The sequence below is a fragment of the Paenibacillus sp. JT22N12 genome (genome assembly GCF_056269365.1).
This window is the reverse complement of sequence record NZ_JBWDNU010000028.1, coordinates 1-22,475: the sequence shown is the minus strand read 5'-3', so window position 1 is coordinate 22,475 and position 22,475 is coordinate 1. Positions and strand designations below refer to the sequence as shown.

At 48.7% G+C, this 22,475-nt stretch carries 21 protein-coding genes and 1 pseudogene; 18 read left to right on the top strand and 4 right to left on the bottom strand.

Features of this window, described 5'->3' with window-relative positions; translation table 11 throughout:
* From AC0YOA_RS37520 to AC0YOA_RS37495, 6 genes and pseudogenes are all read left to right on the top strand, one after another.
* Positions 1–523 (top strand): annotated as a pseudogene (locus AC0YOA_RS37520) (serine racemase VanT catalytic subunit); the annotation flags it as partial.
* 65 nt (positions 524–588) lie between these two features.
* Entirely contained in the window at positions 589–1,911 is a 1,323-nt protein-coding gene (locus AC0YOA_RS37515; protein ID WP_475790864.1) for a D-alanyl-D-alanine carboxypeptidase family protein, read from the top strand.
* A gap of 715 nt (positions 1,912–2,626) precedes the next feature.
* Positions 2,627–3,106 carry a beta-L-arabinofuranosidase domain-containing protein gene (locus AC0YOA_RS37510; RefSeq protein ID WP_475790863.1) on the top strand — a complete coding sequence of 160 codons (480 nt, stop codon included), beginning with the start codon at positions 2,627–2,629 and terminating at the stop codon, positions 3,104–3,106.
* Entirely contained in the window at positions 3,057–3,875 is an 819-nt protein-coding gene (locus AC0YOA_RS37505) for a beta-L-arabinofuranosidase domain-containing protein (RefSeq protein WP_475790862.1), read from the top strand. Before AC0YOA_RS37510 ends, AC0YOA_RS37505 begins: the two co-directional genes overlap by 50 nt.
* A gap of 73 nt (positions 3,876–3,948) precedes the next feature.
* Positions 3,949–4,497 carry a hypothetical protein gene (locus AC0YOA_RS37500; RefSeq protein ID WP_475790861.1) on the top strand — a complete coding sequence of 183 codons (549 nt, stop codon included), beginning with the start codon at positions 3,949–3,951 and terminating at the stop codon, positions 4,495–4,497.
* 19 nt (positions 4,498–4,516) lie between these two features.
* Complete coding sequence (locus tag AC0YOA_RS37495) at positions 4,517–4,675, top strand: S-layer homology domain-containing protein (protein WP_475790865.1); 159 nt, start codon at positions 4,517–4,519, stop codon at positions 4,673–4,675.
* A 151-nt stretch (positions 4,676–4,826) separates the two neighbouring features.
* Here the strand turns inward: AC0YOA_RS37495 and AC0YOA_RS37490 are convergent, their stop codons facing one another.
* Positions 4,827–6,311, bottom strand: a complete 1,485-nt coding sequence (locus tag AC0YOA_RS37490) for an alpha-L-fucosidase (RefSeq protein WP_475790860.1) — start codon at positions 6,309–6,311, stop codon at positions 4,827–4,829.
* A 240-nt stretch (positions 6,312–6,551) separates the two neighbouring features.
* Here AC0YOA_RS37490 and AC0YOA_RS37485 point away from each other — a divergent pair, with 240 nt between their 5' ends.
* Both AC0YOA_RS37485 and AC0YOA_RS37480 read left to right on the top strand, forming a co-directional pair.
* On the top strand, positions 6,552–7,250 hold the full coding sequence (locus tag AC0YOA_RS37485; RefSeq protein ID WP_475790859.1) for a helix-turn-helix transcriptional regulator: 699 nt from the start codon (positions 6,552–6,554) through the stop codon (positions 7,248–7,250).
* An 866-nt stretch (positions 7,251–8,116) separates the two neighbouring features.
* Entirely contained in the window at positions 8,117–9,832 is a 1,716-nt protein-coding gene (locus tag AC0YOA_RS37480; protein ID WP_475790858.1) for an extracellular solute-binding protein, read from the top strand.
* 115 nt (positions 9,833–9,947) lie between these two features.
* Here AC0YOA_RS37480 and AC0YOA_RS37475 read toward each other — a convergent pair whose 3' ends face one another.
* Complete coding sequence (locus tag AC0YOA_RS37475; protein ID WP_475790857.1) at positions 9,948–10,949, bottom strand: alpha/beta hydrolase; 1,002 nt, start codon at positions 10,947–10,949, stop codon at positions 9,948–9,950.
* 366 nt (positions 10,950–11,315) lie between these two features.
* On the opposite strand from AC0YOA_RS37475, the gene AC0YOA_RS37470 reads away from it, so the two are divergent.
* From AC0YOA_RS37470 to AC0YOA_RS37425, 10 genes are all read left to right on the top strand, one after another.
* Positions 11,316–11,918, top strand: a complete 603-nt coding sequence (locus tag AC0YOA_RS37470) for a YjgB family protein (RefSeq protein ID WP_475790856.1) — start codon at positions 11,316–11,318, stop codon at positions 11,916–11,918.
* 421 nt (positions 11,919–12,339) lie between these two features.
* Positions 12,340–13,275, top strand: coding sequence for a phosphotransferase (locus AC0YOA_RS37465; RefSeq protein WP_475790855.1), 936 nt, complete (start codon positions 12,340–12,342; stop codon positions 13,273–13,275).
* A gap of 512 nt (positions 13,276–13,787) precedes the next feature.
* Complete coding sequence (locus AC0YOA_RS37460) at positions 13,788–14,093, top strand: hypothetical protein (protein ID WP_475790854.1); 306 nt, start codon at positions 13,788–13,790, stop codon at positions 14,091–14,093.
* 86 nt (positions 14,094–14,179) lie between these two features.
* Positions 14,180–14,617 carry an NUDIX domain-containing protein gene (locus tag AC0YOA_RS37455; RefSeq protein WP_475790853.1) on the top strand — a complete coding sequence of 146 codons (438 nt, stop codon included), beginning with the start codon at positions 14,180–14,182 and terminating at the stop codon, positions 14,615–14,617.
* Positions 14,618–14,659: 42 nt separating this feature from the next.
* The gene (locus tag AC0YOA_RS37450) at positions 14,660–15,358 is read left to right on the top strand and encodes a response regulator transcription factor (protein WP_475790852.1); all 699 of its coding nucleotides are present in this window, start codon (positions 14,660–14,662) and stop codon (positions 15,356–15,358) included.
* 8 nt (positions 15,359–15,366) lie between these two features.
* Positions 15,367–16,290, top strand: coding sequence for a sensor histidine kinase (locus AC0YOA_RS37445; RefSeq protein WP_475790851.1), 924 nt, complete (start codon positions 15,367–15,369; stop codon positions 16,288–16,290).
* Positions 16,291–16,385: 95 nt separating this feature from the next.
* Positions 16,386–17,903 carry an alpha/beta hydrolase family protein gene (locus AC0YOA_RS37440; RefSeq protein ID WP_475790850.1) on the top strand — a complete coding sequence of 506 codons (1,518 nt, stop codon included), beginning with the start codon at positions 16,386–16,388 and terminating at the stop codon, positions 17,901–17,903.
* A gap of 103 nt (positions 17,904–18,006) precedes the next feature.
* A complete protein-coding gene (locus AC0YOA_RS37435) occupies positions 18,007–18,915 on the top strand; it encodes an ABC transporter ATP-binding protein (RefSeq protein WP_475790849.1) in 909 nt (302 codons plus the stop codon).
* Entirely contained in the window at positions 18,908–19,678 is a 771-nt protein-coding gene (locus AC0YOA_RS37430) for an ABC transporter permease (RefSeq protein WP_475790848.1), read from the top strand. Before AC0YOA_RS37435 ends, AC0YOA_RS37430 begins: the two co-directional genes overlap by 8 nt.
* A 188-nt stretch (positions 19,679–19,866) precedes the next feature.
* The gene (locus AC0YOA_RS37425; RefSeq protein WP_475790847.1) at positions 19,867–20,676 is read left to right on the top strand and encodes a hypothetical protein; all 810 of its coding nucleotides are present in this window, start codon (positions 19,867–19,869) and stop codon (positions 20,674–20,676) included.
* 149 nt (positions 20,677–20,825) lie between these two features.
* On the opposite strand, the gene AC0YOA_RS37420 is transcribed toward AC0YOA_RS37425, so the two are convergent.
* Both AC0YOA_RS37420 and AC0YOA_RS37415 read right to left on the bottom strand, forming a co-directional pair.
* Entirely contained in the window at positions 20,826–22,082 is a 1,257-nt protein-coding gene (locus AC0YOA_RS37420) for a serine hydrolase domain-containing protein (protein WP_475790846.1), read from the bottom strand.
* A 185-nt stretch (positions 22,083–22,267) separates the two neighbouring features.
* Positions 22,268–22,475 (bottom strand): ABC transporter permease (locus AC0YOA_RS37415; protein WP_475790845.1); only part of this gene is annotated, 208 nt, incomplete at its 5' end.

Genomic DNA, 22,475 nt, shown 5'->3' with positions numbered 1-22,475 from the left:
TGGAATGATAGAGAACACGGAGGGGATTTCGCGAGTATATGAGGGGTTGTTTACTATATTTGATTACACCCGCAACGGATTATTCTATGCTCCGGTCTATCTGGCATTGGGGGCTTGGGCAGCCAAACGGAAGGAGCCGGTAAGAAGACCAATCACGAATGCATGCTTGTTTGCCGTATCGCTCGCCATGCTGCTCGCGGAGGGAATCCTTCTGCATGCAGCGGGAATTCCCAGACATGACAGTATGTTTATCTTCGCATTGCCTACTGCTTATTTCTCGTTTCAGTGGGCGCTTCAGTGGAGGGGAAGGACGAGGAAAGCGCTCAGAGAGGGGCGCGTATGGATTTATATTTTGCATCCCCTTGCCATCGTACTCGTTCGCGGGTTGGCAAAGGCTGCGAAACTCGAATCTTTATTCATAACGAACAGTCTGCTTCATTTTGTCGCTGTCTGTCTGTTGTCGATTATGATGGCAGCAGCAGCCGTACGATTATCCGCTATGAAATTCAACTTTGGACGCTAAGCCCTTACAATAGGGCGTAAGTATTTTATCGAAAAGGGGAGAAGGCGTTAAATCGCCATCATCATATGTTATTTCCGAAAGCATTCATCACGAAGCGGTTCGCTGCCGTTTTCGTTCTCATTAGTCTATTGTTCACGTTCGGCGTTTCCTCATTGGCATCTGCGGCGGATGTCCCTGCTGCAGCCCCTCAGCTGGAAGCGAAATCAGCCATCCTCATGAATGCGGAAAACGGACAAATCCTATATCAATCCAACGCGGATGAACCGAAGCCACCTGCCAGCATGTCTAAAATGATGACCGAATATCTCGTCTCCAAAGCCGTACAGGAAGGAAAGCTTTCTTGGGACCAAACCGTAACGGTAGGCAAGAACGCGGCGGCGCAGATTGGAAGCCGGATTTTTCTGGCGGAAGGCGATCAGCATACGGTTAAGGAATTGTATACGGCGATGGCCGTCGGCTCCGCAAACGACGCGACAGCGCAATTAGCAGAGTTGGTTGCCGGCTCCGAGGAAAATTTCGCGAAGCTGATGAACGAAACCGCGGTCAAGCTCGGCATGACTACGGCGCACTTCATTAATTCCACGGGACTAGACCGAGCGGATATGCCCGAGGAATTCCGTCCTTCTTCCATCGATGGGGAAACGGTAATGTCCGCCCGCGATTCCGCGACTTTAGCCTATCACATTCTAAAGGAAGTACCAGAATTCTTGAATACTTCCAAAATCCAGTCCTACAGGTTCCGCGAACGGGATAAATCGCCGATCACGAACGTGAACTGGATGCTCGCAAGCAACAAGGACGTTCCCAATTTCCGCAAGTTCGCCTACGAAGGCGTAGATGGATTGAAAACGGGACATACGAGTAAAGCCGGCAACTGCTTTACGGGAACCGCTTTGCGTGACGGAACCCGACTGATCGCTGTCGTCATGGGAGTTCCCGGCGATACGAACGACGGACAGCGTTTCTTGGAGACCGCCAAATTGTTCGATTACGGTTTCTACGGCTTCGAGAAGAAAACGATCGTCGACGCGAAAGCCGTCGTACCGGGATACGCAACGTTAAAAGTCAAAAAAGGGAAAGCGAAAAGCGTACCGGTCGTCACGACGTCCGATCTGACCGTATTGATTCCTAAAGGCCAGGCCGTGGAAACGACGGTGCAAGAAGTGAAGAGCGCGCAGGACCCATTGGTCGCTCCGGTCAAGCTCGGCGCTAAGGTAGGTACGGTTACTTACAAATACAAAGACCCGTCCACCCAAGAAGAAAAGACGGTTACGATCGACTTGGTCGCTACGGAGGCCGTTAATAAAGCAGGTTGGTGGAGGCTGTTATTCCGTGCGATCGGCAGCTTCTTCTCCGGACTGTTCCAAGGGATCGTAGATCTTTTCTAAATTCCGACATAAGCGGTTGCCTATTACACCTTCTTTATGTTTAGGATCTTCGGGAGGCTTACATAATGGAAACAGGAAAGTAACCATTGAAGAGTGAGTCCATGACAAAAAGAAATTTGATTTTTGGAATTTTACTGATTTCGTTCATTTCATTTGGATGTCAAGCCTATGAAGTCCAGTTTGACGATCGATGGGCGCCGCGTGCGCAATTGCCTGGGTGTTGTTCGCGATCAGCATGATCCTGTCCGTCATCATTTAATGGCCACAAACAACTATTCCGGTACGAAAACATTGCTGTTATATCTTGTGCTCCTCTTCGGTTCGGCCGTTTTTATTCTGCCCCTGGTGTGGATGGAGCGCAGCGCGATAATGGACTCTTCTCAAATTTTTATCGTCCCCCCGTCTGGATTGGGTATTACACGGCCAAATGGGAGTTGCTGATGGGGCGGCTACGATGGTTCTTATCCCTCCCATTCTATTATTTGTTATCGGACAGAAATACTTTATCAAAGGAATCGCCGTGTCTGTGATCAAGGGTTGAGAATTTCTATAGTTTGAAGGGGGAAATGCCAAGTGATTGACGGGTAGTTTCTGACCGATGAAAGTGTTAGCTTTTAAATGGGTTTACTCTTATGCGGAACGTCTTATTCAAAGAGACCGAATAAACAAGGGATGTTCGGGTCAGTTTAGACAATGGATAGGGAGGTGCCAGTGCGTGGAAGAATTGAGAGGGGAGCATGTCCTCATTCGCAATGGCGAATTAAAACGCAGGCAGGAAGCGAACCGGGATTACTTGATGAAGCTGAACAGTGATCATCTTCTCTTTAATTACAGACTGGAAGCCGGCCGATACTCGGGTAGGGGCATTCCTCAGGGGGCGCACGGAGGTTGGGAGTCGCCGGTCTGCCAGCTTCGGGGCCATTTCCTCGGCCATTGGCTGTCGGCAGCGGGTATGCATTACTTTGAGACCGGGGACCCGGAGCTGAAAGTGAAAATGGATCTCATCATCGATGAATTGGCCGAGTGCCAGAAGGACAACGGAGGGCAGTGGACAGGTCCGATTCCCGAGAAATATTTGCACTGGATCGCGAACGGAAAGGGTATCTGGGCTCCGCAATATAATCTCCATAAACTATTTATGGGTCTTGTGTCTTGTAGATGCTTATCTTCATGCCGGGAATCAGAAGGCGCTTGAGATCGCGGATTCGTTCGCGGACTGGTTCGCGGATTGGAGCGGCCGATTCTCCAGGGAGAAATTCGACGACATCCTGGATGTGGAGACCGGCGGGATGCTGGAGGTCTGGGCAGATCTCCTTCACATCACAGGAAAGGATAAATATAAGACTCTGCTGGAACGTTATTATCGCAGCAGGCTCTTCCAGCCCTTGCTCGAAGGTAAAGATCCGCTGACGAATATGCATGCGAACACGACCATCCCGGAAGTGCTCGGCTGCGCCCGAGCGTATGAAGTGACGGGCGAAGAGCGATGGATGGATATCGTGAAAGCTTATTGGAACTGCGCGGTGACGGAGAGAGGACACCTGGCGACGGGGGGACAGACGGCCGGTGAGGTCTGGATGCCGAAGATGAAGATGAAGGCACGTCTGGGGGACAAGAATCAGGAGTATTGTACGGTCTACAACCTGATCCGGTTGTCGGAGTTCCTGTTTCGGCATTCGGGCGACCCTGCTTATGCCCAATATATCGAATACAATCTCTATAATGGCATCATGGCCCAAGCCTACTACCAGGAATATCATTTGACCGGTAACAAGCACGACCACCCCTCGACCGGACTGTTAACGTACTTCCTGCCGATGAAGGCTGGTTTGCACAAGGATTGGAGCACGGAGACAGACAGCTTCTTCTGTTGTCATGGAACCATGGTCCAAGCGAACGCGGCCTGGAATCGAGGCCTTTATTTATCAGGACCGGAACGGCATTTATGCATGCCAATATTTTGACTCCGAGGTGACTTTGGAAATCGGGGGAGACCCCGTATGGATCCTTCAATCACAGGATCGGATGAGCGGGAGCATGCTGAGTTCTTCGAACACAGCGGGGTATCAGGAAATTAACGAAATGACTGCGTACCATGAAAACAGGCCTCCATACCGAAAGTATGATTTTGTCATTCGCACATCCGCCCCGAAAGCGTTTACGTTCCATTGCCGGATTCCGGAATGGATCACGTCCGAGGCTATTATTTACGTCAACGGCATCCTTCAGGGGAAAACGGAGGACAGCGGCCGATTCTATCCTATTCAACGAACCTGGGTGGACGGCGACAGGATCAGCCTGATCCTGCCGATCGGTATCCGCTTCATTCCGCTGCCGGATGACGAGTGCACGGGGGCTTTCCGTTTTGGTCCCGAAGTGTGGGCAGGCGTATGCGAGGCTGAACGAATTTTGTACGCGGAGAATGACGACATCGCTTCCGAGGTCGAAATGGAAAACGAGCGCGAGTGGGGGAGCTGGCGTTTCTTCTTTAAGACGGTAAATCAGAACCCGGCGATTCAATTGAGGCGAATTCGCGATATCGGGTATGAGCCGTTCCAGATTTACTTCAAGGTGAAGAGGGTCTGATAGGCCATGCCAAAATCTAATACCTGAATGGGCAAGTAGTTCTGTAGCCGCTCTAAAAGATCTGAACATCATCAACGGGAAAAATGGCCATTTGTTTGACCCAAGCGGATACTCGACGCGCGCGGAATCGGCAACCATTTTGATTGCGATGATGGAATATAACGAGTTGGAGATGTAAAGGCAAAGTCGGGGACGGCAGCGGGGAGAAATTCCCGGCCGTCCTTTGCCATTCATCCAAGCATTGCCCTTTTATTCAGGTGATAGCCATTCAGCATGGGGGGTGCAGAATCGAAACAAGAAGCAGCTCCGCCAATCTATGATTCCTACAACTAATCGATCGTAATTTTAAAGCAAACCGGATATTCGGTTAGAATATTCCCTTGAACGGTAATCCTTAATCCGGCTTCTTCACGGCTGAATGCTGCAGCATTATCAAATCCTAATATCTCAACGGATACAAGATCTCCGTTAAAATATTTGCTGTCTTTCTTCAGTGATTGGATGATGACTTCATTGTTCGCTGGCCAACTGAGTACAGTCGCGTAAAGATAAGGTGCCTTATAGGTGAAACGGATATCTTCACTTGTGAAAGGTTCCCGTCCGACATCTGTAAATGCACCCTCAGGTACTATTGTGGAACCTTCACCGAATATATTCCAGTATGTCGTATCATAGATAGACTCGCCATTCGTATCTAGCCATCTTCCAATGCTAAGAAGCACTTCTGTCTCTTCTTTTGTAATTGTTCCATCTGATTTGGGTCCGATATTAAGGAGCAGGCAACCATTTTTACTAACAATATCAATGAGATCACAGACGATATCTACAGGATTCTTAAAGTCGTTGTTATTTGTAAAACACCAAGAATTTATCGCTATTGCCGTGTCGGTCTGCCACAATCTCGGTCTGATATTACTTAGCTGTCCACGCTCAACATCGAAGATAGCTGTACCATAAGCAAACGCATCATACTTATAATTAATCGCTACATCAATGCCCCATTCAAGCGAGCGATTATAATAATAGGCAGCAAATTTTTTGATATACGGTTTAAAGGAGGCGTTGTGAATCCACCAATCAAACCAGACGATCTTCGGCTGATATTTATCCACTAACTCGCAGGAGCGGACAAGCCAATCCTCAAGATGTTCCTGAGGTGCGGGCGAAGAGAAGATGTTATGCGAATCCTCCACACTCGCTGAAGAATAGATAGGACTCGCATAACCATAAGGCTCCTGAAACGTGATGTTTTGAATACCAGATTCGAACGTTCTGCCACCTCCGTAAAAGAAGAAATTCTCCGCTCGATGGCTTGATACGGCAAATATAAGCCCTTCCTTCTCAACTGCTGATTTTAATTCTCCAATAACATCACGTTTCGGTCCCATTTTGGCAGCATTCCAATCAGATAACTCACTGGCGTACATCTGAAAACCATCATGATGTTCGGCTACAGGCATAATATATTTGGCTCCTGAGGCTTTAAACAATTCAACCCACTTCGCTGCATCGTAATGTTCTGCTTTAAATTGCGGTATAAAATCGGCATATCCAAAATCCTTGTGTTCGCCATAGGTTTGAATATGATGCTCGTATTCTTGAGTACCCTGAATATACATATTACGGGGATACCACTCATTCTTAAAAGCCGGGACGCTGTATACACCCCAATGGATAAATATTCCGAATTTCGCCTTTTGATACCAAGAAGGTTCGGGATATTCACTCAGAGATGCCCAAGAATCTTTGTAAGGACCGTTCGCGACAACCTTATCAATCGCTTTTAAATGCTGTTCATATTTTCCATTCATCATAATGAAACCTCCTTAATATCAGCCTTTCTTTTTTAAGTATAGCAGGGTCATGGCGATATTGAAGGGTGTATTTGAACGTGTATGTGGACGATATTAATCCAATATGATATTTTTATGATGTTTAAACAGTAGGAAGAAGGGACCTGACCTTAAATGTTCAATATTTTTGAGAATATATCCGTTAAGAGTCTGATAAGCAGAGTAAATGTTTGTGCTCCGGATTGGGGAGAAGAGAACTGTGTGTATGCCTATAATAAATTTTATTATTTTTTAGAAGGGCAGTGCACCCTCATTCTGAATGGGGATACCTTCATTCCCCAACCGGAGGAACTCTTCTTGATACCTGCCTATACTCCGCATACTTACTATCAGAATCCTGATCATCCCATCATGAAGTATTGGACCCATTTTAATCTCATCTTTCATCAAGAACAACAAAAACTCGTCTACCACAAAGAAACTGTCAAATGTACCATCCCGAAACATCAAATCATACCCGTCTTTGCGGCATTAGCCCAAACTAATCTTTCGACGAACCCGCTGGATACTTTGACTGAAAAATCGGCATTATTGGAAATTCTGAGAATTTTTCTGGATAATGTGAATTTGGATAAGATATTACCGATAAACAAAGACCACTTTATGAGTAAGATGGATCATTATATTAAACAGCATCTACATTCTGAGATCAGTTTGAATGAGCTTGCCGATCTGGTGCATCTGCACCCGAACTATTTTATAAAATATTTCAAAAAGCATTTTTCGGTTACACCTATCGAGTATGTCAATGCAATCAGACTTCAAACGGCAACACATCTATTAAGGAATCAATCCGATCGGAGCATTCAGCGTATTGCACATGACGTAGGATTTAATGACTACAGGTATTTCTCGCGAATATTCAAGAAGAAGTACGGGGTGTCTCCATCGCAATATTGAGGAGACTGCAGAATAAATGAATTGAAATTATGGAGATTTATATCACCGAAAAAACGAAAAAGGCAGTCCTTTCTCAACTGAGGGGGGCTGCTTTTGCTCGATTAGGTGGGTATTGTATTCATTCGCTGGATTGCTGTACCAGATCGAGTAGAACTTTGAAGAACACATGGCAACACTCCAAAGCACAATGGCTTGTGGTGGAACTGGCAGGAAAATGACTTCCCACAGTATTGGATAATCCCCGGCTACCGCTACGGTCAGGAGGTTTGGCTGACCGTAATTCCCCGCAAATAATATGGAACCTGGCTGATCAAATTGATTAAATCGTACAGGCTGATCAGGCACAAGACGATTCTTTATTTTGCGGGATCCGGCTCCCACGGCACGAACGTTCAACCACCGGCTACCGCTAACTTACGGCCACATAAAAATGAGGTCCACCAGAAAGATCTGGTGACCTCATAATACGAACGGGCAAGATAGCGCAAGACAAATATGAGGCAGCCGGTCACGATCAATCGGCTGCCTTTATTCAACTAACGGGCAGCATAGTTTCACCAATATCGGGCATAATATGCAAATCTAGAGGGGGTTTACTGTTTAAATGGATATTTCACTTATCGTTGGTGGTTTCATCAGATGTTAGAATAGATAAGTTAAAAAATGTTACGGATTTTAATTTACTTATCTTCACGTTTGAGGCTGGATTTAGGTTGGTGTCTGATAAAGTGTTTTCCGGCTGGAAGCACATTAGGAAGCCCGTCATATTTCCCCGTTATTTCACAACCGTTCCCCGTCTAACGAAAACGGGGGGGGATGCTACATTTAGAGGAAGCTAAAGTTAACTTGGAAAGAAGGGGAGCACATTGAGAAACAAGAAGAAAGGCATTGCGGTCGCTCTGGCAGGCATAGTTCTTCTCGTAAGCGCTTGCGGTACATCGAACAACCCGAATTCAACTTCCAACAACGGAGGGAACTCGTCCGGCAATAAGCCGGCCGGATCCGCCGCTCCGGCGGATCCGTTCGGCAAATACGCCGATCCGATTACGATTAATGTCGGACAGCAGGTCGACCCTGCAGATACGACGCTGCCTGCCGGCGATACGCCGGACAACAACCAGTATACGCGCTATATCAAGGACAACCTGAACATCGATGTGAAGGACGCCTTCACGGCATCGCCGACCAACTACAATCAGAAGGTCAGCCTCGCGATCTCCAGCAACGATCTTCCGGACGCGATGGTCGTCAATGCCCAGCAATTCCTTAACATGAGCGATAACGGGCAATTGGAAGACTTGACCGATGTCTTCAATCAGTATGCATCACCCGCAATGAAGCGCGTGTTTGCCGACTCCAATAAACGGGTGCTTGACACCGTTACCTTCGACGGCAGGATTATGGCGCTGCCGCAGCCGGATGACGCCGGCATACACGAAATGTGGATCCGCAAGGACTGGCTGGACAAGCTAGGCCTGCAGCCGCCGAAGACGATGGCCGATCTGGAGAAGGTCGCCGACGCTTTTGTCAACAAGGACCCCGACGGCAACGGCAAGAAGGATACGATCGGCATTGCCGCGCCGGACAGCAGCGACGCCAGCAAGCTGTATGCGAATTTCCTCAATTCCTCAAACAATCTCTACGGCTTCGATCCGATTTTCTCGGCTTATGACGCCTATCCGGGCTACTGGGTCAAGGATGCTGATGGCAACCCGGCTTACGGATCGACGCTGCCGCAGACGAAGGAAGCGCTCGGCGAGCTTAGAAATCTATATGCCAAAGGGCTGATCGACCAGCAAATTTCGGTCCGCCAGGATTCCGGTGAGCCGATCGTCAGCGGTCAAACCGGAATGTTTTTCGCTCCATGGTGGATGGGCTACGGTCCGCTTACTGACGCAGTCAAGCAAAACCCGAAAGCGGACTGGCAGGCCTACGCGCTGCCGCTTGACGCCAACGGCAAATTCAGCCCGCATCTGAGCGCGCCGGCCGGATCATTTCTTGTCGTGCGCAAAGGCTACAAAAATCCCGAAGCGGCAATCAAGCTGGAAAACCTGTTGCTACGCGACGAAAGCAAATTTGATCTCGCCAAGGGTTCGATCGGCTACTACCCGGTACGTCTGCCTCTTGCGCCTTCCGACGAATCGGAATTCACGGTTCAAGCTCTGCGCGATGTACTCGCAGGGAAGAAGACGGCGGCAGACTTTGCCGACAAGCCGGAATACAAGCTGCTTGCAGCCGATCTCGCCAATATCAAAAAAGTAAAGCTTCAGCCATACGACGACATGGATATCCAATACTGGAAGCCTTTGGTCGATTGGGGAGCGTGGACTCGTCTGTACTCGCTGATGGTCGGCGTCGCTCCCAATGTGGACGTTCAAATGAACCGGGTAAGCAGTCTGATCTACTCCCAGACGCCTACGATGGAAAGCAGATGGGTCAATCTTCAGAAGATGGAAGACGAAGTGTTCCTGAAAATTATCGTCGGCACTGCTCCGCTCGATTCGTTCGACCAATTCGTTGCCGATTGGAAGAAACAAGGTGGCGATCAAATAACCGCCGAAGTGGCTGATGCCATTAAGTAACAGACCCTAAAGGATGACAGGATCTGAAAATGAAGAACCTCCCATTCTGCAAAAATAAAGTGGCACCCGAACGGGTGCCATTTGTAATGGGCTAAGAAGCCATTTAGGAACCATATCACCCGGCTTGCGCGAAACTATTTATAAATTTTTTGCTTTCACTTGCAATGGTTTCATATTCGAAATCTTGGACATAGTGACCGCAATCGAGTATAACCTGTTCATTCACCTTTATTTTTGCAAGGTAGTTTTTTTGATTTTTCTGCCATTCTTCCGTACCGATCCCAGTCCCTTCGCCATTCGATGTGAAGAACAACATAGGAATCTGCGGCGGTGGCATTTCATCCACCTTCTGAGCATTGGCTTTAACGCTTTCTATCTCCGTTATCATTGGTTTTGTTTCTGTTCTTCTATAGAAAACGGCTTTATAGATTTCCTTCTCATGGTTGGTTAGGGAACCCCCTGTAATGGCCGATTCTCCGTTGGCAAAAGAGGGAATGAATCGCGTGATACCCGTCTTTGCTCCAAATGAAAACAACTCGAACACGATTTTATTGGGGATTTTAACATCAGTATACGCAGCGGGAACAGCTGGATCTAGCCCTACAATGCCCGAGACTTCATCGGGATATTTTTGGGCCCAGTATAAGGCCTCTAATCCGGACATCGAATGAGGAAACAGTACATAAGGAGCTTGCTCGCCCGCTAAACGCAGCGCTTTTCTGGTTTCTTCGAGAACGGTATCGATATCCCGGGGAACATCTGCGACTTCGCTGAACCCGTATCCCACTCGCTCGACTACGGCAATGCTATACTCATCACTTAAGCGAGAAAAAAGACTTTTGAAATCCAAGATGGGGGAAGCCGTACCGCCTCCCGCCAAAAATACGAGTGTGGTTTTACCCTTACCTTCCATATATACGCTCATCGCATGTCCGTTTACGTTAACCATTTCACCTAAGGGTGCAACTAATTCAGACTCTCGATTCAATTGAATGTTATGATTAATAAAGCTGCCCAAAATAGCCGAAAATACAATCCCGATTATTACCCCTACACTTATTCCGGTCCTCTTCAAAATCTTTCTCCCCGTACCTTTAACTTTATGTTGTTCTACCATTCTGTCAGCTCCATCTTATCGAAGTTCTCTGTCACATCATAGCAAGATAAGCAGTTGGTTAACATGGACCAAAGTTGGGGTAACGATAGACAATAGTCCAGGCTGGCTTATGATGTGGCCCAACCCGTCGTGGTACAGGACCTGTTCATAATTGAACTGAATCGGTACTTTCCCGAGTTCCTTACGACTCTTTGTCAAACCGCAACTGACGGTAAATAATACAAGCCCGCCGCTGTCGGGCCATGCGGCGATGATTGTAACCATTTTGTCATCGGGCCTTAAATTTATTGTAACTTCTGTCACCTGCGAATGAAATAAGATGAATTCCGTAAGGGATCCTGAATAAACATGACGAGGTGTACAAATATGAATCGCATAACAAACAGCAAAAATCTTCGCAAATGGTCCACAATCGGTCTGGCTGCCATGATCTCGCTCGGTACGCTGGCTAACGTAATTCCTGCTCATGCGGCAAACACGACGAAGACTGCCGCACAAGCAGCAGCGACAAAAGATAATGGAACTTCCTATATCAAGAACATTCTAGCGCACGCTGAGCAAGGCAAGGTGCAAGGAAGCAGCTTTGTGTCCGGTAAAACGAGCATCAAAGAGGTTCACAAACTTTGGGGCTCTCCGGAAAGCTTGGGCAATGGTTACGAAAGGTATGATTTCAGCATGGGCAGAGGCGCATACGATTTCGGTATCAGCAGCAAAACCGGCATCGTTTTTGATCTTCGCTTTTACTTGCCACCGAGCGACCCGTCGAGAGGCCTCAGTGAAATTACATTTACTTCCATCATAGCCGCGCTCGGCATGCCGAAAGAAGTCAAATTCAACGGTAACGACAAAATCTACGTGTATCCGGCTGGCGATCATCAACTGAAATTCGTAGGGTCGAAGACGGCTCCTAAAGGCAAAACGGCGCATATCAACCACATCAACGTCTATACACCGAAAGCCGACGTCTAAGCGCGTATCCACTGGATCATAAGAGGTCTTTATTAGAAACCCGCCGTTTTATTGACGTGGGTTTCTTTTTACATTTCACGCTTATTTTGATGCCCTCCAGAGAGTGCGGCGCTCCAAAATGTGAACATATGTTCTTATTACGATCGTCTGATATCGGTGTGAAGGGGTCTATGATTGGTGCTGGAGTTAGGTGATTTCTGATACAATTAGCGCTTCACAATCAGAAGGAATAGTGAAGCATTTTACCTCAAAAGAAGATCTTGTATAATAAACATGATGTCATAATTAGTAAGAGATCACGAGGTCTAAGGCAACTTCAGGTGGAATATATAGGGCAATCGGTAATAAATGGATGTTGGGTTAACTATCACTGCAAGCATCAAATACTTAAAAAACAGGAACGCTATCGAGGTGCTGAGAGATGTCTAATAGGGGTATTAAATCCAAAATATTAAGAAAGTACAATGTTAATGAGATAGAAATAATAGGCCGGGGAATGGAAGCGGAAGTATATATTTATGGTAAGGATAAAGTGTTAAAGATATATGGTAGTATGTCGGATTTCAAAAAACAAGAAATTTTAAAAAGGTTCTACGATTCAGTTCAATTCAGTGATATCAGTTATAAGCTTCCCCGCATTTACAATATTTTTGAAGAGGGGGACATAGTAGTAACGATTGAAAAACGAATCAATGGGGAAAATATGCAAAATCTTTTACCAAGCATGAGCAATGAGCAATTAAATACTGTCATGAAAGCCTATCTTTCTGCACTTTTAGAATTGCAAGCAGTCAAACTAGTTCCAAAATTTGAAGGATTGAAGTTATTTAACGATTATAAAATTCCCATGTCTCAACAGAAGGATTGGCATGATTTATTAAAACAATTTCTTATAAAAAAACAAAAAGAGGTGCATGGATATCTTTCAAAGGATGTTATGCACTATCAAGATAAATTAGGGATATTAATGAGAATTTTATCAGTCGAATATCAAGGTAACTATTCATTAATTCATGGAGACTTTTTCCCCGGTAATTTACTTATTAATGAAGAAGGTGTAATTACTGGCCTACTTGATTTTGGCTTAATGACAATGTATGGTGATTATTTATTTGACGTTGCTACAGGTTGGGTATTTTTTGACATGTATGATGAATTAAAGGCAAATATATTGGAAAGATACTTTAATTTAATTGTTAATACCCTTGGTAAAGAAGTAATAGAAAAACTCTATCTTTATGTTTTGATATACAGCATTTTATCTGCGAATTTTTATTCCGAAAATTGTAGTGATGGTCATTACCAATGGTGTGTAAGCAATTTAGAAAATAAAATGTACTGGGATGCCTTTTATTAAGCGAAAAAAAAGCATGATTGAAGTTGATGAAAAGATTTACAAAAAAATTATGACTGTAATGTTTGATTCGATAAACGAAACGTCCCGTAAAGGGGCGTTTTTGTTTGGTTATAGGACATGTTTCTGCGATAGAGGCAAAGAAGCCCCGCCATTCATCCACATGATTTGGAAAACTACTTAAAAGCATGGGAGTATTGGAATGGACTTTCGCTTAATTAATTCTTGTCTTCCTCATTTGTGTTAATTAACTAGTCGTTGAGACGTTTTAAACTAATTGGGCACGATAGCATAATGCCGAAGGGCAGTCGCGCGGCGCCCTTTACTATGCTGACGGGCAGTTGAACGCAACAAAGCTTTCCGGAAATTTGTATCTATAGTGGATTAGATAACGTACTCTATAGATGAAGAAACCATTATAAATCAATGTATTTCCGTTTTTTTAATTTTGTGGCTGTATCATGCTCTTAATTTTCCTGTGAGAAATTGAACATATAAATTTGAGGAGGTTGTGAATGGAGTTGAAAGGGAAAGTGATTAGATATTTATATATACATTTGTTTTATATTGGAGATACACCTCAAAATGAGATGGGTGAAGTACAAACTTTCATGCATTCAAATCGCGTAATTCTGGATAACGTAACGGAAATGGCTGGTCATTCTGAAAATAAGCGCTTGAATAAAAATCTAAAAAAGTTGGGCATAAAATCATATCCGATGTACGTCCTGGTAAATAAGGATGGGATCTTTTATAGCTCCCCTTACTTAAGTGAGATGGAAGCATTCATAAAAAAGGAACTGAAGGTTTCCGATAGTTAAGCAACGGATCACGATTAGCACAAGTGAAATGGAACAACTTGCACTTTCTTGGTTTTTAGAAAATTAACCAGTAGGAGGTTTTTATTTTGATAAGGAATGCCTCTAAGGCAATTTTAATCCATGACAATAAATTGCTCACAATAAAGTATCAAGATGATAAAGGTATCTTCTATTCATTACCAGGCGGCGGACAGGAATATGGTGAAACCCTAATTGAGAATGTTCGACGGGAATGTAGGGAAGAAGTCGGGATAGATGTTCTAGTAGGTGATCTATTATTTGTAAGGGAATTAATAGATGAGACAAAAAATATCCATCAAGTTGAATTTATTTTTTTATGCTCATCAAATTCCATTGAGGAAGCTTGCATGGGGGAACTTCCAGATGCTGGACAATTGGCAATTGAGTGGCTGCTTTTAAGTAACTTATTTGATTATAGACTCTACCCACTGGAGGCTCGTAATTATTTAAAAGATTTATCAAAGTGTAAAACAACATTCCCGGTTTATTTAGGAGCTAAATAATAAAGAAGGTTAAATGCGAAGAACGAGAGGAGTATTCCCCTGATGAAAAAAATTCTCATCGTTGAAGACGATATCGAAATTAATCGGCTCATAGCCAAATATTTGGAAAAAGAAGGATTCGGCATCTGCTCTGTCTATGACGGAGAGGAGGCGTCCGCGGCCATTGCCGATCATGATTATCAGCTCGTCATTCTCGATTTGATGCTGCCGCGCATCGATGGCCAGGATATTTTGCGCAAAATCCGTAAAAAGGGGACGATCCCCGTCATTATTTTGTCGGCCAAGGACCGGGAGATGGACAAAATATTGGGGTTGGAGCTTGGCGCCGATGATTATATGACCAAGCCGTTCACAATCGGTGAACTTGTCGCCCGGGTGAAGGCGCAGCTGCGCCGCTATGTGGATTACAATCCTAATGCCGCCGACTCCGCAGCCGAGATGATCCGGCACGGGGATTTGGAGCTGAATACGAGCACGTTCGAAGTAACCGTCGCCGGCCGGCAGACGCCGCTGACCGCTAAGGAGTTTGCTATTTTGAAGCTGTTCCTGACCAATCCCACCCGCGTGTTTACGAAATCCCAGATTTTTGAAGCGGTCTGGCAGGAGGAAAGCATATCCGACGATAACACGGTGATGGTGCATATCAACAGGCTGCGGGCGAAAATCGAACGGGATCCGTCATATCCCGTCTACATCAAGACGGTATGGGGCTTCGGCTATAAGCTCGGCGGGGGAGGCTGAGGTTAAGAATGCTGCTGCAGATTCTCGTCGTCCTCCTCTTTCTGGTTTGTTTGCTCCTCCTCCTTCAGTACCGCCGCTTGCTGAACGAATTCAAACGCATCACCTGGACGACTGAAGGAATCCGGGACGGCAATTTCAACTTGCGATACCGGATACGCATGTGGAACCGACCGGTCCATGATGCGGGCGGAGCGTTGAATCGTTTCATCGAGCATGTTCAGACGAGCCTGGATCGGAACCGATTTCTGGAGGACGAGCGCAAACGGATGATTGCCAGCATCTCGCATGATCTGCGCACGCCGCTCACTTCTTTGCTCGGCTACATGGAGGCGCTGCTGAACGACCCGACGTTGACGGACGAGGAACGAAACGAATTTATTCGCATTGCCGCCGACAAAGGAAACGTGCTGCTGGAGAGGCTGCAGGAGTTTTTTGAGCTGGCCAGGCTGGAAGCGGACGATTCGGAGGTTGAGCTCTATCGCGTCGAAGTAAGCGACGTTTTGCAGGAGGTACTGGTCGGGTTTTATCCGGATTTTCAGAAAGCCTCGATTACGCCAACGGTTCATATTCCGGATGCGCCTCTCTTTGTGATGGGCGATCGGGCGTTTTTGCGGCGCGTCTTTGAGAATCTGATCTCGAACGCTTTGCGCTACGGCCGGGAAGGCCGGGAAATCGGCATCGAGGTTCGGGAAGAGCCGGACTTAATCCGGGTCGAGATATGGGATCGCGGCCAAGGTATTTCGCCGCAGGACCTGCCGCGCGTGTTCGAGCGATTTTATACAGGAGAAGCTTCCAGAAACGCGGCCCTTCGCGGCAGTGGGCTCGGTCTTACCATCACGAAGCATCTGGTCGAAAAACTAGGCGGGCGGATCGCCGCATCCAGCACATCGGGCGGGAAAACCGTGTTCTCGGTCGGCCTGGTCAAAGGTTGATCGCCAGTCTTTCGAAACGTAAGAATTTTGTTAGAAAGTCGAGAGCCGCCTGTTAGAAGGCGGCTGTATACTGGGCTTCAAAAGGAGGAAGCCCTATGAGAGTTTTCGAAGTCGCATTAATTGCTGTGAATGTGCTGACCTTGTTGTCCGTGATGCTGAAAAGAAAGTCCAAAGCCGCGTTGCTGTGGCTCGCGGGCATCAATGGAGCGGTGCTCGGCCTGCATGGCGTTATCGAAGGATTTCGCTACCAAATGATGTTCGCCTACCTATTAGCCGGTCTGTTTGCAATTTACGCCTTGGTAAGGGCCATGATCGGATTCACCGAAAACCGGGGTATGGCCGCAAAAATCGCGAAGGGCATTGCCGTCAGCCTGTCCTTCCTGCTCCTCGCTTTCACGATCCTACTGGGTTATGCCTTCCCCGTATTCAAGCTCCCGGCGCCTGCGGGCGATTATGCCATCGGCGTTCAATATGTCCACTTGACGGACGAGTCGCGCATGGAGCCTTTTCTGTCCGGAACGGCGGACAAGCGGGAGCTGGCAGTGAAAATCTACTATCCGGCGGCGAAGGATCCGTCCAAGCCGTACGCCGCTTATTTCCACAATTCCCGCGCACTCGTTGGCTCGTTCGCCTCGGGCTACGGAATGCCCGGCTTCCTCTTCGATCAATTGCGGCTGGTCGGGACGCACACCCAAGAAGGGCTGCCCGTATCCGATAGACAGGCGAGCTATCCCGTCCTATTATTCTCGCATGGCGGCGGCACGAATATGGAAGTGCATACGTCGCAATGCGAGGATCTGGCAAGCCACGGTTACATCGTCGTTGCCGTGAACCATACGTATGTCTCGTCGGGAACCGAGCTTCCCGGCGGAATCGTCACCGATAAGGATGCAACGGCAAGCTTCGACCAAGGCGACCCCTTGGATGCGATCACCCGAATTATGGCGGACGACGACAGCTTTGTGATCGATCGCCTCGCCGACATGAACGCAGGGAAGACGAATTCCATGTTTGCCGGGAAAATCGATCTGCAGCACATCGGCGTCATCGGCCATTCGCTGGGCGGAGCGGCGGCGTATAATTTAGCCCTCCATGACAGCAGAATCAAGGCCGCCATCAATCTGGACGGCGCCGTCTATGCCGTTCCCGACAAGGCGAAGCCGGGGGCTCCTCTTCTTATGCTGGCGAATGATGAATTTCAAATCCAGGCGATTTCGAAACGTGAGCCGCTGATGAAGAAGTGGGAGGATATGCCTGCCGATGAGCAGCAGGCCGTGGCGTCTGCATACGGAAGCAAGCAAGCTTATATCGACATTTACGACAAGCAGGCGCAAGCGATCGTCGGACTTGCCGATACCTTGAAAGCGTCTGACAGCTTATTTACAATCGAAGGCAGCGCCCATATGAAATTGGCTGATATCGGACTGTATATCGGTCATGGGTTCCGACGCTTCATCGGAATTAACGGGGCAACCCCGTCCGAGCAGTGCCTGGACATTACGAAGGCCGTAACATTGGCGTTTTTCGACCGGCATCTGAAGAACGAGACCGGAGCTTCGCCTGAATCGCTGCTGCAGCAATATCCGAGATTGCATAAAGTCGGGCTGGCATGACGGCGTTGTTGCGTAAGACTGTTCGGTCTGCGCAGCGTAAGATCATCAACGGACCTTTCAAGAAACTAGGTGGATAAAGGGGAGTTGGCCTACGAGCACGATTTTGCGAACGAATAGTCTGACGAAGCGTTATGGCGCCAAAGCGGTTGTGACAGACTTGAATATGACGATCAAGCCCGGGGATATTTACGGCTTCCTGGGGCAGAACGGAGCGGGTAAGACGACGACGTTGCGGATGATTATGGGGTTGATTCATCCGTCCGCAGGGGAAATCGAATTGTTCGACGCTCCGCTGCGCGGGAATAAAGACAGGGCGATGGAGCGGATCGGCGCGATCATTGAATATCCGGGCTTCTATCTGAACCTGAGCGCGGTGGATAATCTGGACCTCCATCGCCGGCTGATGGGCATGGGCAACCGGGAATCGGTCGACGATGCGCTCGCGGCCGTTGGGCTGCTTGATGCCAAGCATCAGAAGGTCAAGCAATATTCACTCGGCATGAAGCAACGCCTCGGCATCGCCCGCGCTTTGCTTCATCATCCCGATCTGCTTATATTAGACGAACCGACGAATGGCCTGGACCCAATGGGAATGAAAGATATGCGGCAGCTCTTCATGGAGCTTGCCCGCAAGAGGGGCATTACGTTTCTCATTTCCAGCCACTTGTTGAGTGAAATCGAGCTGCTGGCCAATAAAATCGGCATCATTCACAAAGGCCGGCTGCTGGAGGAAATCGATTATGAATCGCTGCAGCGGAAGACCCGTCACTGTCTCGACCTCATGGTGACCGACGAGAAGAAAGCTGCTTTTATTTTGGAACAGAAGCTCGGAACGACCGACTATGTCGTATCCGGACCTGGCAGACTGCGCATTTACGATCATCTCGACGAGCCGGATAGGATCAGTCTGCTGCTGGTCGGAGGCGGAGTCGGCTTGAAGGAAATAAAGCTGTCGGGAGACAGTCTCGAGGAATATTTTCTGAAGCTGACGGGAGGCGAGAGGTTTGCTTAACGTACTACTTACCGAATTGATGAAGCTGAAAGGTACCAAGATGCATTGGCTCGTTCTGCTCGGCGCCCTACCGGCAAACCTGGTCACCTTGACCGCGTTCCTGCCGAGAGTGACACCCGAGGGCGTACGGGCAGGGATCGACCTGCAGGATATGTTTTATCGGCAGGGGATGGTTATTACCATTCTGGGGCCGTTCATGTTCGCTCTTATGACCGGCTACATCATTTCGCGCGAGTACCAGGAACGCACGATCAACCAGCTGTTTTCCTATCCAATCTCCCGAATTCGGATTCTTCTTACGAAGCTGGCGGTCGTGCTGCTGCTGATCGCCGTCACCTCGGCCCTCTCGTGCGTTACGGTAACGGTGGCCGGCATTATCCGATCTTTCACGCAGCCTATCGATTTTGCGATCGTCTGGTCGGGCATGCGCATGAATATGCTGGCCTGCCTTCTGGCATTCGGCGTAACGCCTTTGGCGGCCGCGCTCAGCATGGTCGGCAAAAGCGTCATCCCTTCGACTGTGATGGGCGTACTCGCCACGATCATCACGCTCATCGGAGAAATGGGGCATGGCATGAAAGGAATTCTGTTTCCATGGCTGATGCCTTTTTGGCCGGTCCGGGAACTGGCCCAGGGATTGGCGGAAACCGGCCCAAATCCTTATGCGGTTCCGGGCTCCCTTATTCTTGCGGTAACCTTTGTCATATCGCTCGCGTTCTGCATCATTTATTACGAGAAATCGGAAATACACAGCGGGTCCTGACGCTGCTTGCTCGGCCAAGCCAACAATAAGGGGGAAATCGTCCGGCTTTATGAGGGAGAGCTGAACTTCCCGGATTATACAACTAATTTACAACTTGCCGATAGTTATGAAATATGGCGTTTTTATAATGAAATTGCAAGTTGGAACTGCGCATTCCAAATGCAAATCATAAATCCGGAGGTAAAAACATGAAACTTCTCGAAGCGGTCAAAAGCAAAAAAATAACTGGAACGGTCCTGGCGTCGGCGCTCGTCATCGGAAGCCTCGGCACCATTACTGCATTCGCGGCAAACGGAAGCGACGCGATTCCGAAAAATACCGTTATGACGGTGTCTGCACCGACTGACGCGTCGGTTGCATCATCGGACAAAGCCCAGGGAACGATCGAATATGGTAAGACCACTTATTCGAGAAGCGACGGCAGCCAGAACTTTACACTGGAGCATTGGTATAATCCGCATACGAAAGATTACAGAACGGATTTAAAAGATTATTCGGCCGATCATCAGCTTCTGGGCTATCGAAGCACTTACTTTCTCAACGGTCGCAACGATATAGTCGTGATTCAACGGAACCAAAACGGCGATCCCGTAAGCGGAAAGATTCTCAAGAGAGCGGATGATTCGCAGCCATTCGAACCATTGGATAAAAAAAATCTCGATTTTAGCGCCGTAAAGGAAAATTACAAAGCAAGCTATTGGACTTCCGTCGGTACCGAGCAAACGCCCGATGGGAAGACCCTGAATAAGGTCATGGACAGCTATCAGAGCTATATTAATGACAACACGCTGGCCAATATGCAGTACATCGTGTATCTCGATCAGAAATCCGGATTTCCGGTTAAGGAAGAGCTTTATGAGGATTCCACCGGTACATTCAAGCTCTTCAGCACCGATACGGAGGATTACCAATACGTCACGGATGACGGATCCATCTTCAATACAGGCGGGGTAACGCTTACCGCAGTCAAGACTTCCGCCGATGCTTTTGCAAAATAATAGGTCTTCGGATTAAGCTCAAAATTTATTGAACGTCATAGCCCTCACCTAGAGGCGGGGGCTATTTGACGTTCATCACCATACTCGACCGGCTGCTCGGCACCAACCGCTCCCCCTGCCTGCGGCAGCCCGCCCAGCTCGTCTCGATTTTAGTCTTCGATTGCCTGATAGACCGTGGTCCAGAAGTCGTGGATGAGATGCACGGAATCCGCAGTGGACATCCCGACCTGGGTGAGCAGGATTCCGGTGAGCTGTTTGTCCGGGTCGGCGTAGGTCGAGGTGCCGGTGCCGCCGTCCCAGCCGAACTGGCCGATGGAGGCGTAGTCGCCGCGGTAGGTGCGCACCGCCATCCCAAAGCCCCAGCCGCCATGCTGCGATTGGCCGAACGAGTTCCTGTACATGGCGTCCCGGGCAGCTTGTTGCTCGGGCGTGAGGCGATTGGTGGTCATCAGCTCGACGGCGGGCCGGGACAAGATCCGTTCGCTCCCGTGCATACCGTGATTCAGCAGCATCTGGAAGTAGGCGTGGTAGTCGTCGACGGTGGAGACCAGCCCGCCGCCGCCGCCCTGGAACGCCGGAGGCTGGCTGAGCCTTCCGCCTGCCGCCTCGTCCCACACGATGAACTCTCCGGTCTGCGGGTCGGGCCCGTACAGGGTCGGCAGCCGGTCGATCTTGCCGGCGGGCACGTGGAAACCAGTGTCCTTCATCCCCAGCGGATCGAGGATGCGTTCGCGCAGGAACGTCTCCAACGACTGGCCCGTTACCCTGGCGACAAGCACGCCGACTACCTCGTTGCTGAGGTCGTACTGCCACCGCTCTCCGGGCTGGTACGACAGCGGCAGCTCGCCAAGGCGGCGCATCCACTCGTCCGGCCCGGGCGCCGGCCCGGATACCACGCTGTAGTCGGTCCGCTCGAAGGTCGCCGCCCTGATCGGGGAGTCCATCAACGCGAAATCCACTCCGAGCCCGAACGTGGAGGTCAGCAGGTCCCGTACGGTGATCGGCCGCCGCGCCGGCACGGTGTCGTCCAGCGGGCCGTCGGGTCGTTTCAGCACCTGCCGGTCGGCGAGTTCGGGCAGCCACGGATCTACCGGGTCATCCAGCCGCAGCCGGCACTCATCGAGCAGGACCATCGCCGCCGCCATCGTGACCGGCTTGGACGTCGACGCCATCCGGAAGATCGTGTCCCGGCGCATCGGCGCGCCACCATCATGGCGCATCGTCCCGATCGCTTCGACATGCGTCTCACCATACCGGCTCACCAGGGCGACCAGCCCGGGAATCTTCCCGGACTCGACATGCCGTGCCAGCACCTCGCGCATTCTGCGCAGCCCTGTTTCCGAGAAGCCAGCAACATCCTTCATATTTTCTGACGAATTAAAATTTTCTGTTGTAATCGTTTTCATTTGATTTCCCTCTCTTTCCTTTTCTATCAGCCCTATTGTTTTAAACTACAAATTCTCTTTTGTTACTCATGCTTTAAAGCCCTTTGTCAAAAAGGTGTATTCGATGCATCATAGAATCTGAATATTGGCAATATTCAGGGTAATCAGAATTGAGATATGTCCTGCAGCTTCCTTCTTTACCTATTTCACACCCGCTTCTTATACGCCCTCATTGCAAAGATATAAGCCACGAGCATAATTCCGATGCACCACGCAAGCGCGACCCATATATCATTGCCCACCGGCTGACCTGACAGCAGTGCACGGATGGCTTCCACAATCGAGGTCACCGGCTGGTTATCGGCAAAGGCGCGGACGACCTTCGGCATCGACTCGGTCGGTACAAACGCCGAG

Excerpts from the sequence above, each read along its gene's own strand:
- AC0YOA_RS37515 (WP_475790864.1), top strand. The coding sequence starts at position 589 with ATGTTATTTCCGAAAGCATTCATCACGAAGCGGTTCGCTGCCGTTTTC.
- AC0YOA_RS37500 (WP_475790861.1), top strand. The coding sequence starts at position 3,949 with ATGCTGAGTTCTTCGAACACAGCGGGGTATCAGGAAATTAACGAAATG.
- AC0YOA_RS37490 (WP_475790860.1), bottom strand. The coding sequence starts at position 6,311 with ATGATGAATGGAAAATATGAACAGCATTTAAAAGCGATTGATAAGGTT.
- AC0YOA_RS37475 (WP_475790857.1), bottom strand. The coding sequence starts at position 10,949 with ATGGTAGAACAACATAAAGTTAAAGGTACGGGGAGAAAGATTTTGAAG.
- AC0YOA_RS37470 (WP_475790856.1), top strand. The coding sequence starts at position 11,316 with ATGAATCGCATAACAAACAGCAAAAATCTTCGCAAATGGTCCACAATC.
- AC0YOA_RS37465 (WP_475790855.1), top strand. The coding sequence starts at position 12,340 with ATGTCTAATAGGGGTATTAAATCCAAAATATTAAGAAAGTACAATGTT.
- AC0YOA_RS37460 (WP_475790854.1), top strand. The coding sequence starts at position 13,788 with ATGGAGTTGAAAGGGAAAGTGATTAGATATTTATATATACATTTGTTT.
- AC0YOA_RS37450 (WP_475790852.1), top strand. The coding sequence starts at position 14,660 with ATGAAAAAAATTCTCATCGTTGAAGACGATATCGAAATTAATCGGCTC.
- AC0YOA_RS37445 (WP_475790851.1), top strand. The coding sequence starts at position 15,367 with ATGCTGCTGCAGATTCTCGTCGTCCTCCTCTTTCTGGTTTGTTTGCTC.
- AC0YOA_RS37440 (WP_475790850.1), top strand. The coding sequence starts at position 16,386 with ATGAGAGTTTTCGAAGTCGCATTAATTGCTGTGAATGTGCTGACCTTG.
- AC0YOA_RS37425 (WP_475790847.1), top strand. The coding sequence starts at position 19,867 with ATGAAACTTCTCGAAGCGGTCAAAAGCAAAAAAATAACTGGAACGGTC.
- AC0YOA_RS37420 (WP_475790846.1), bottom strand. The coding sequence starts at position 22,082 with ATGAAAACGATTACAACAGAAAATTTTAATTCGTCAGAAAATATGAAG.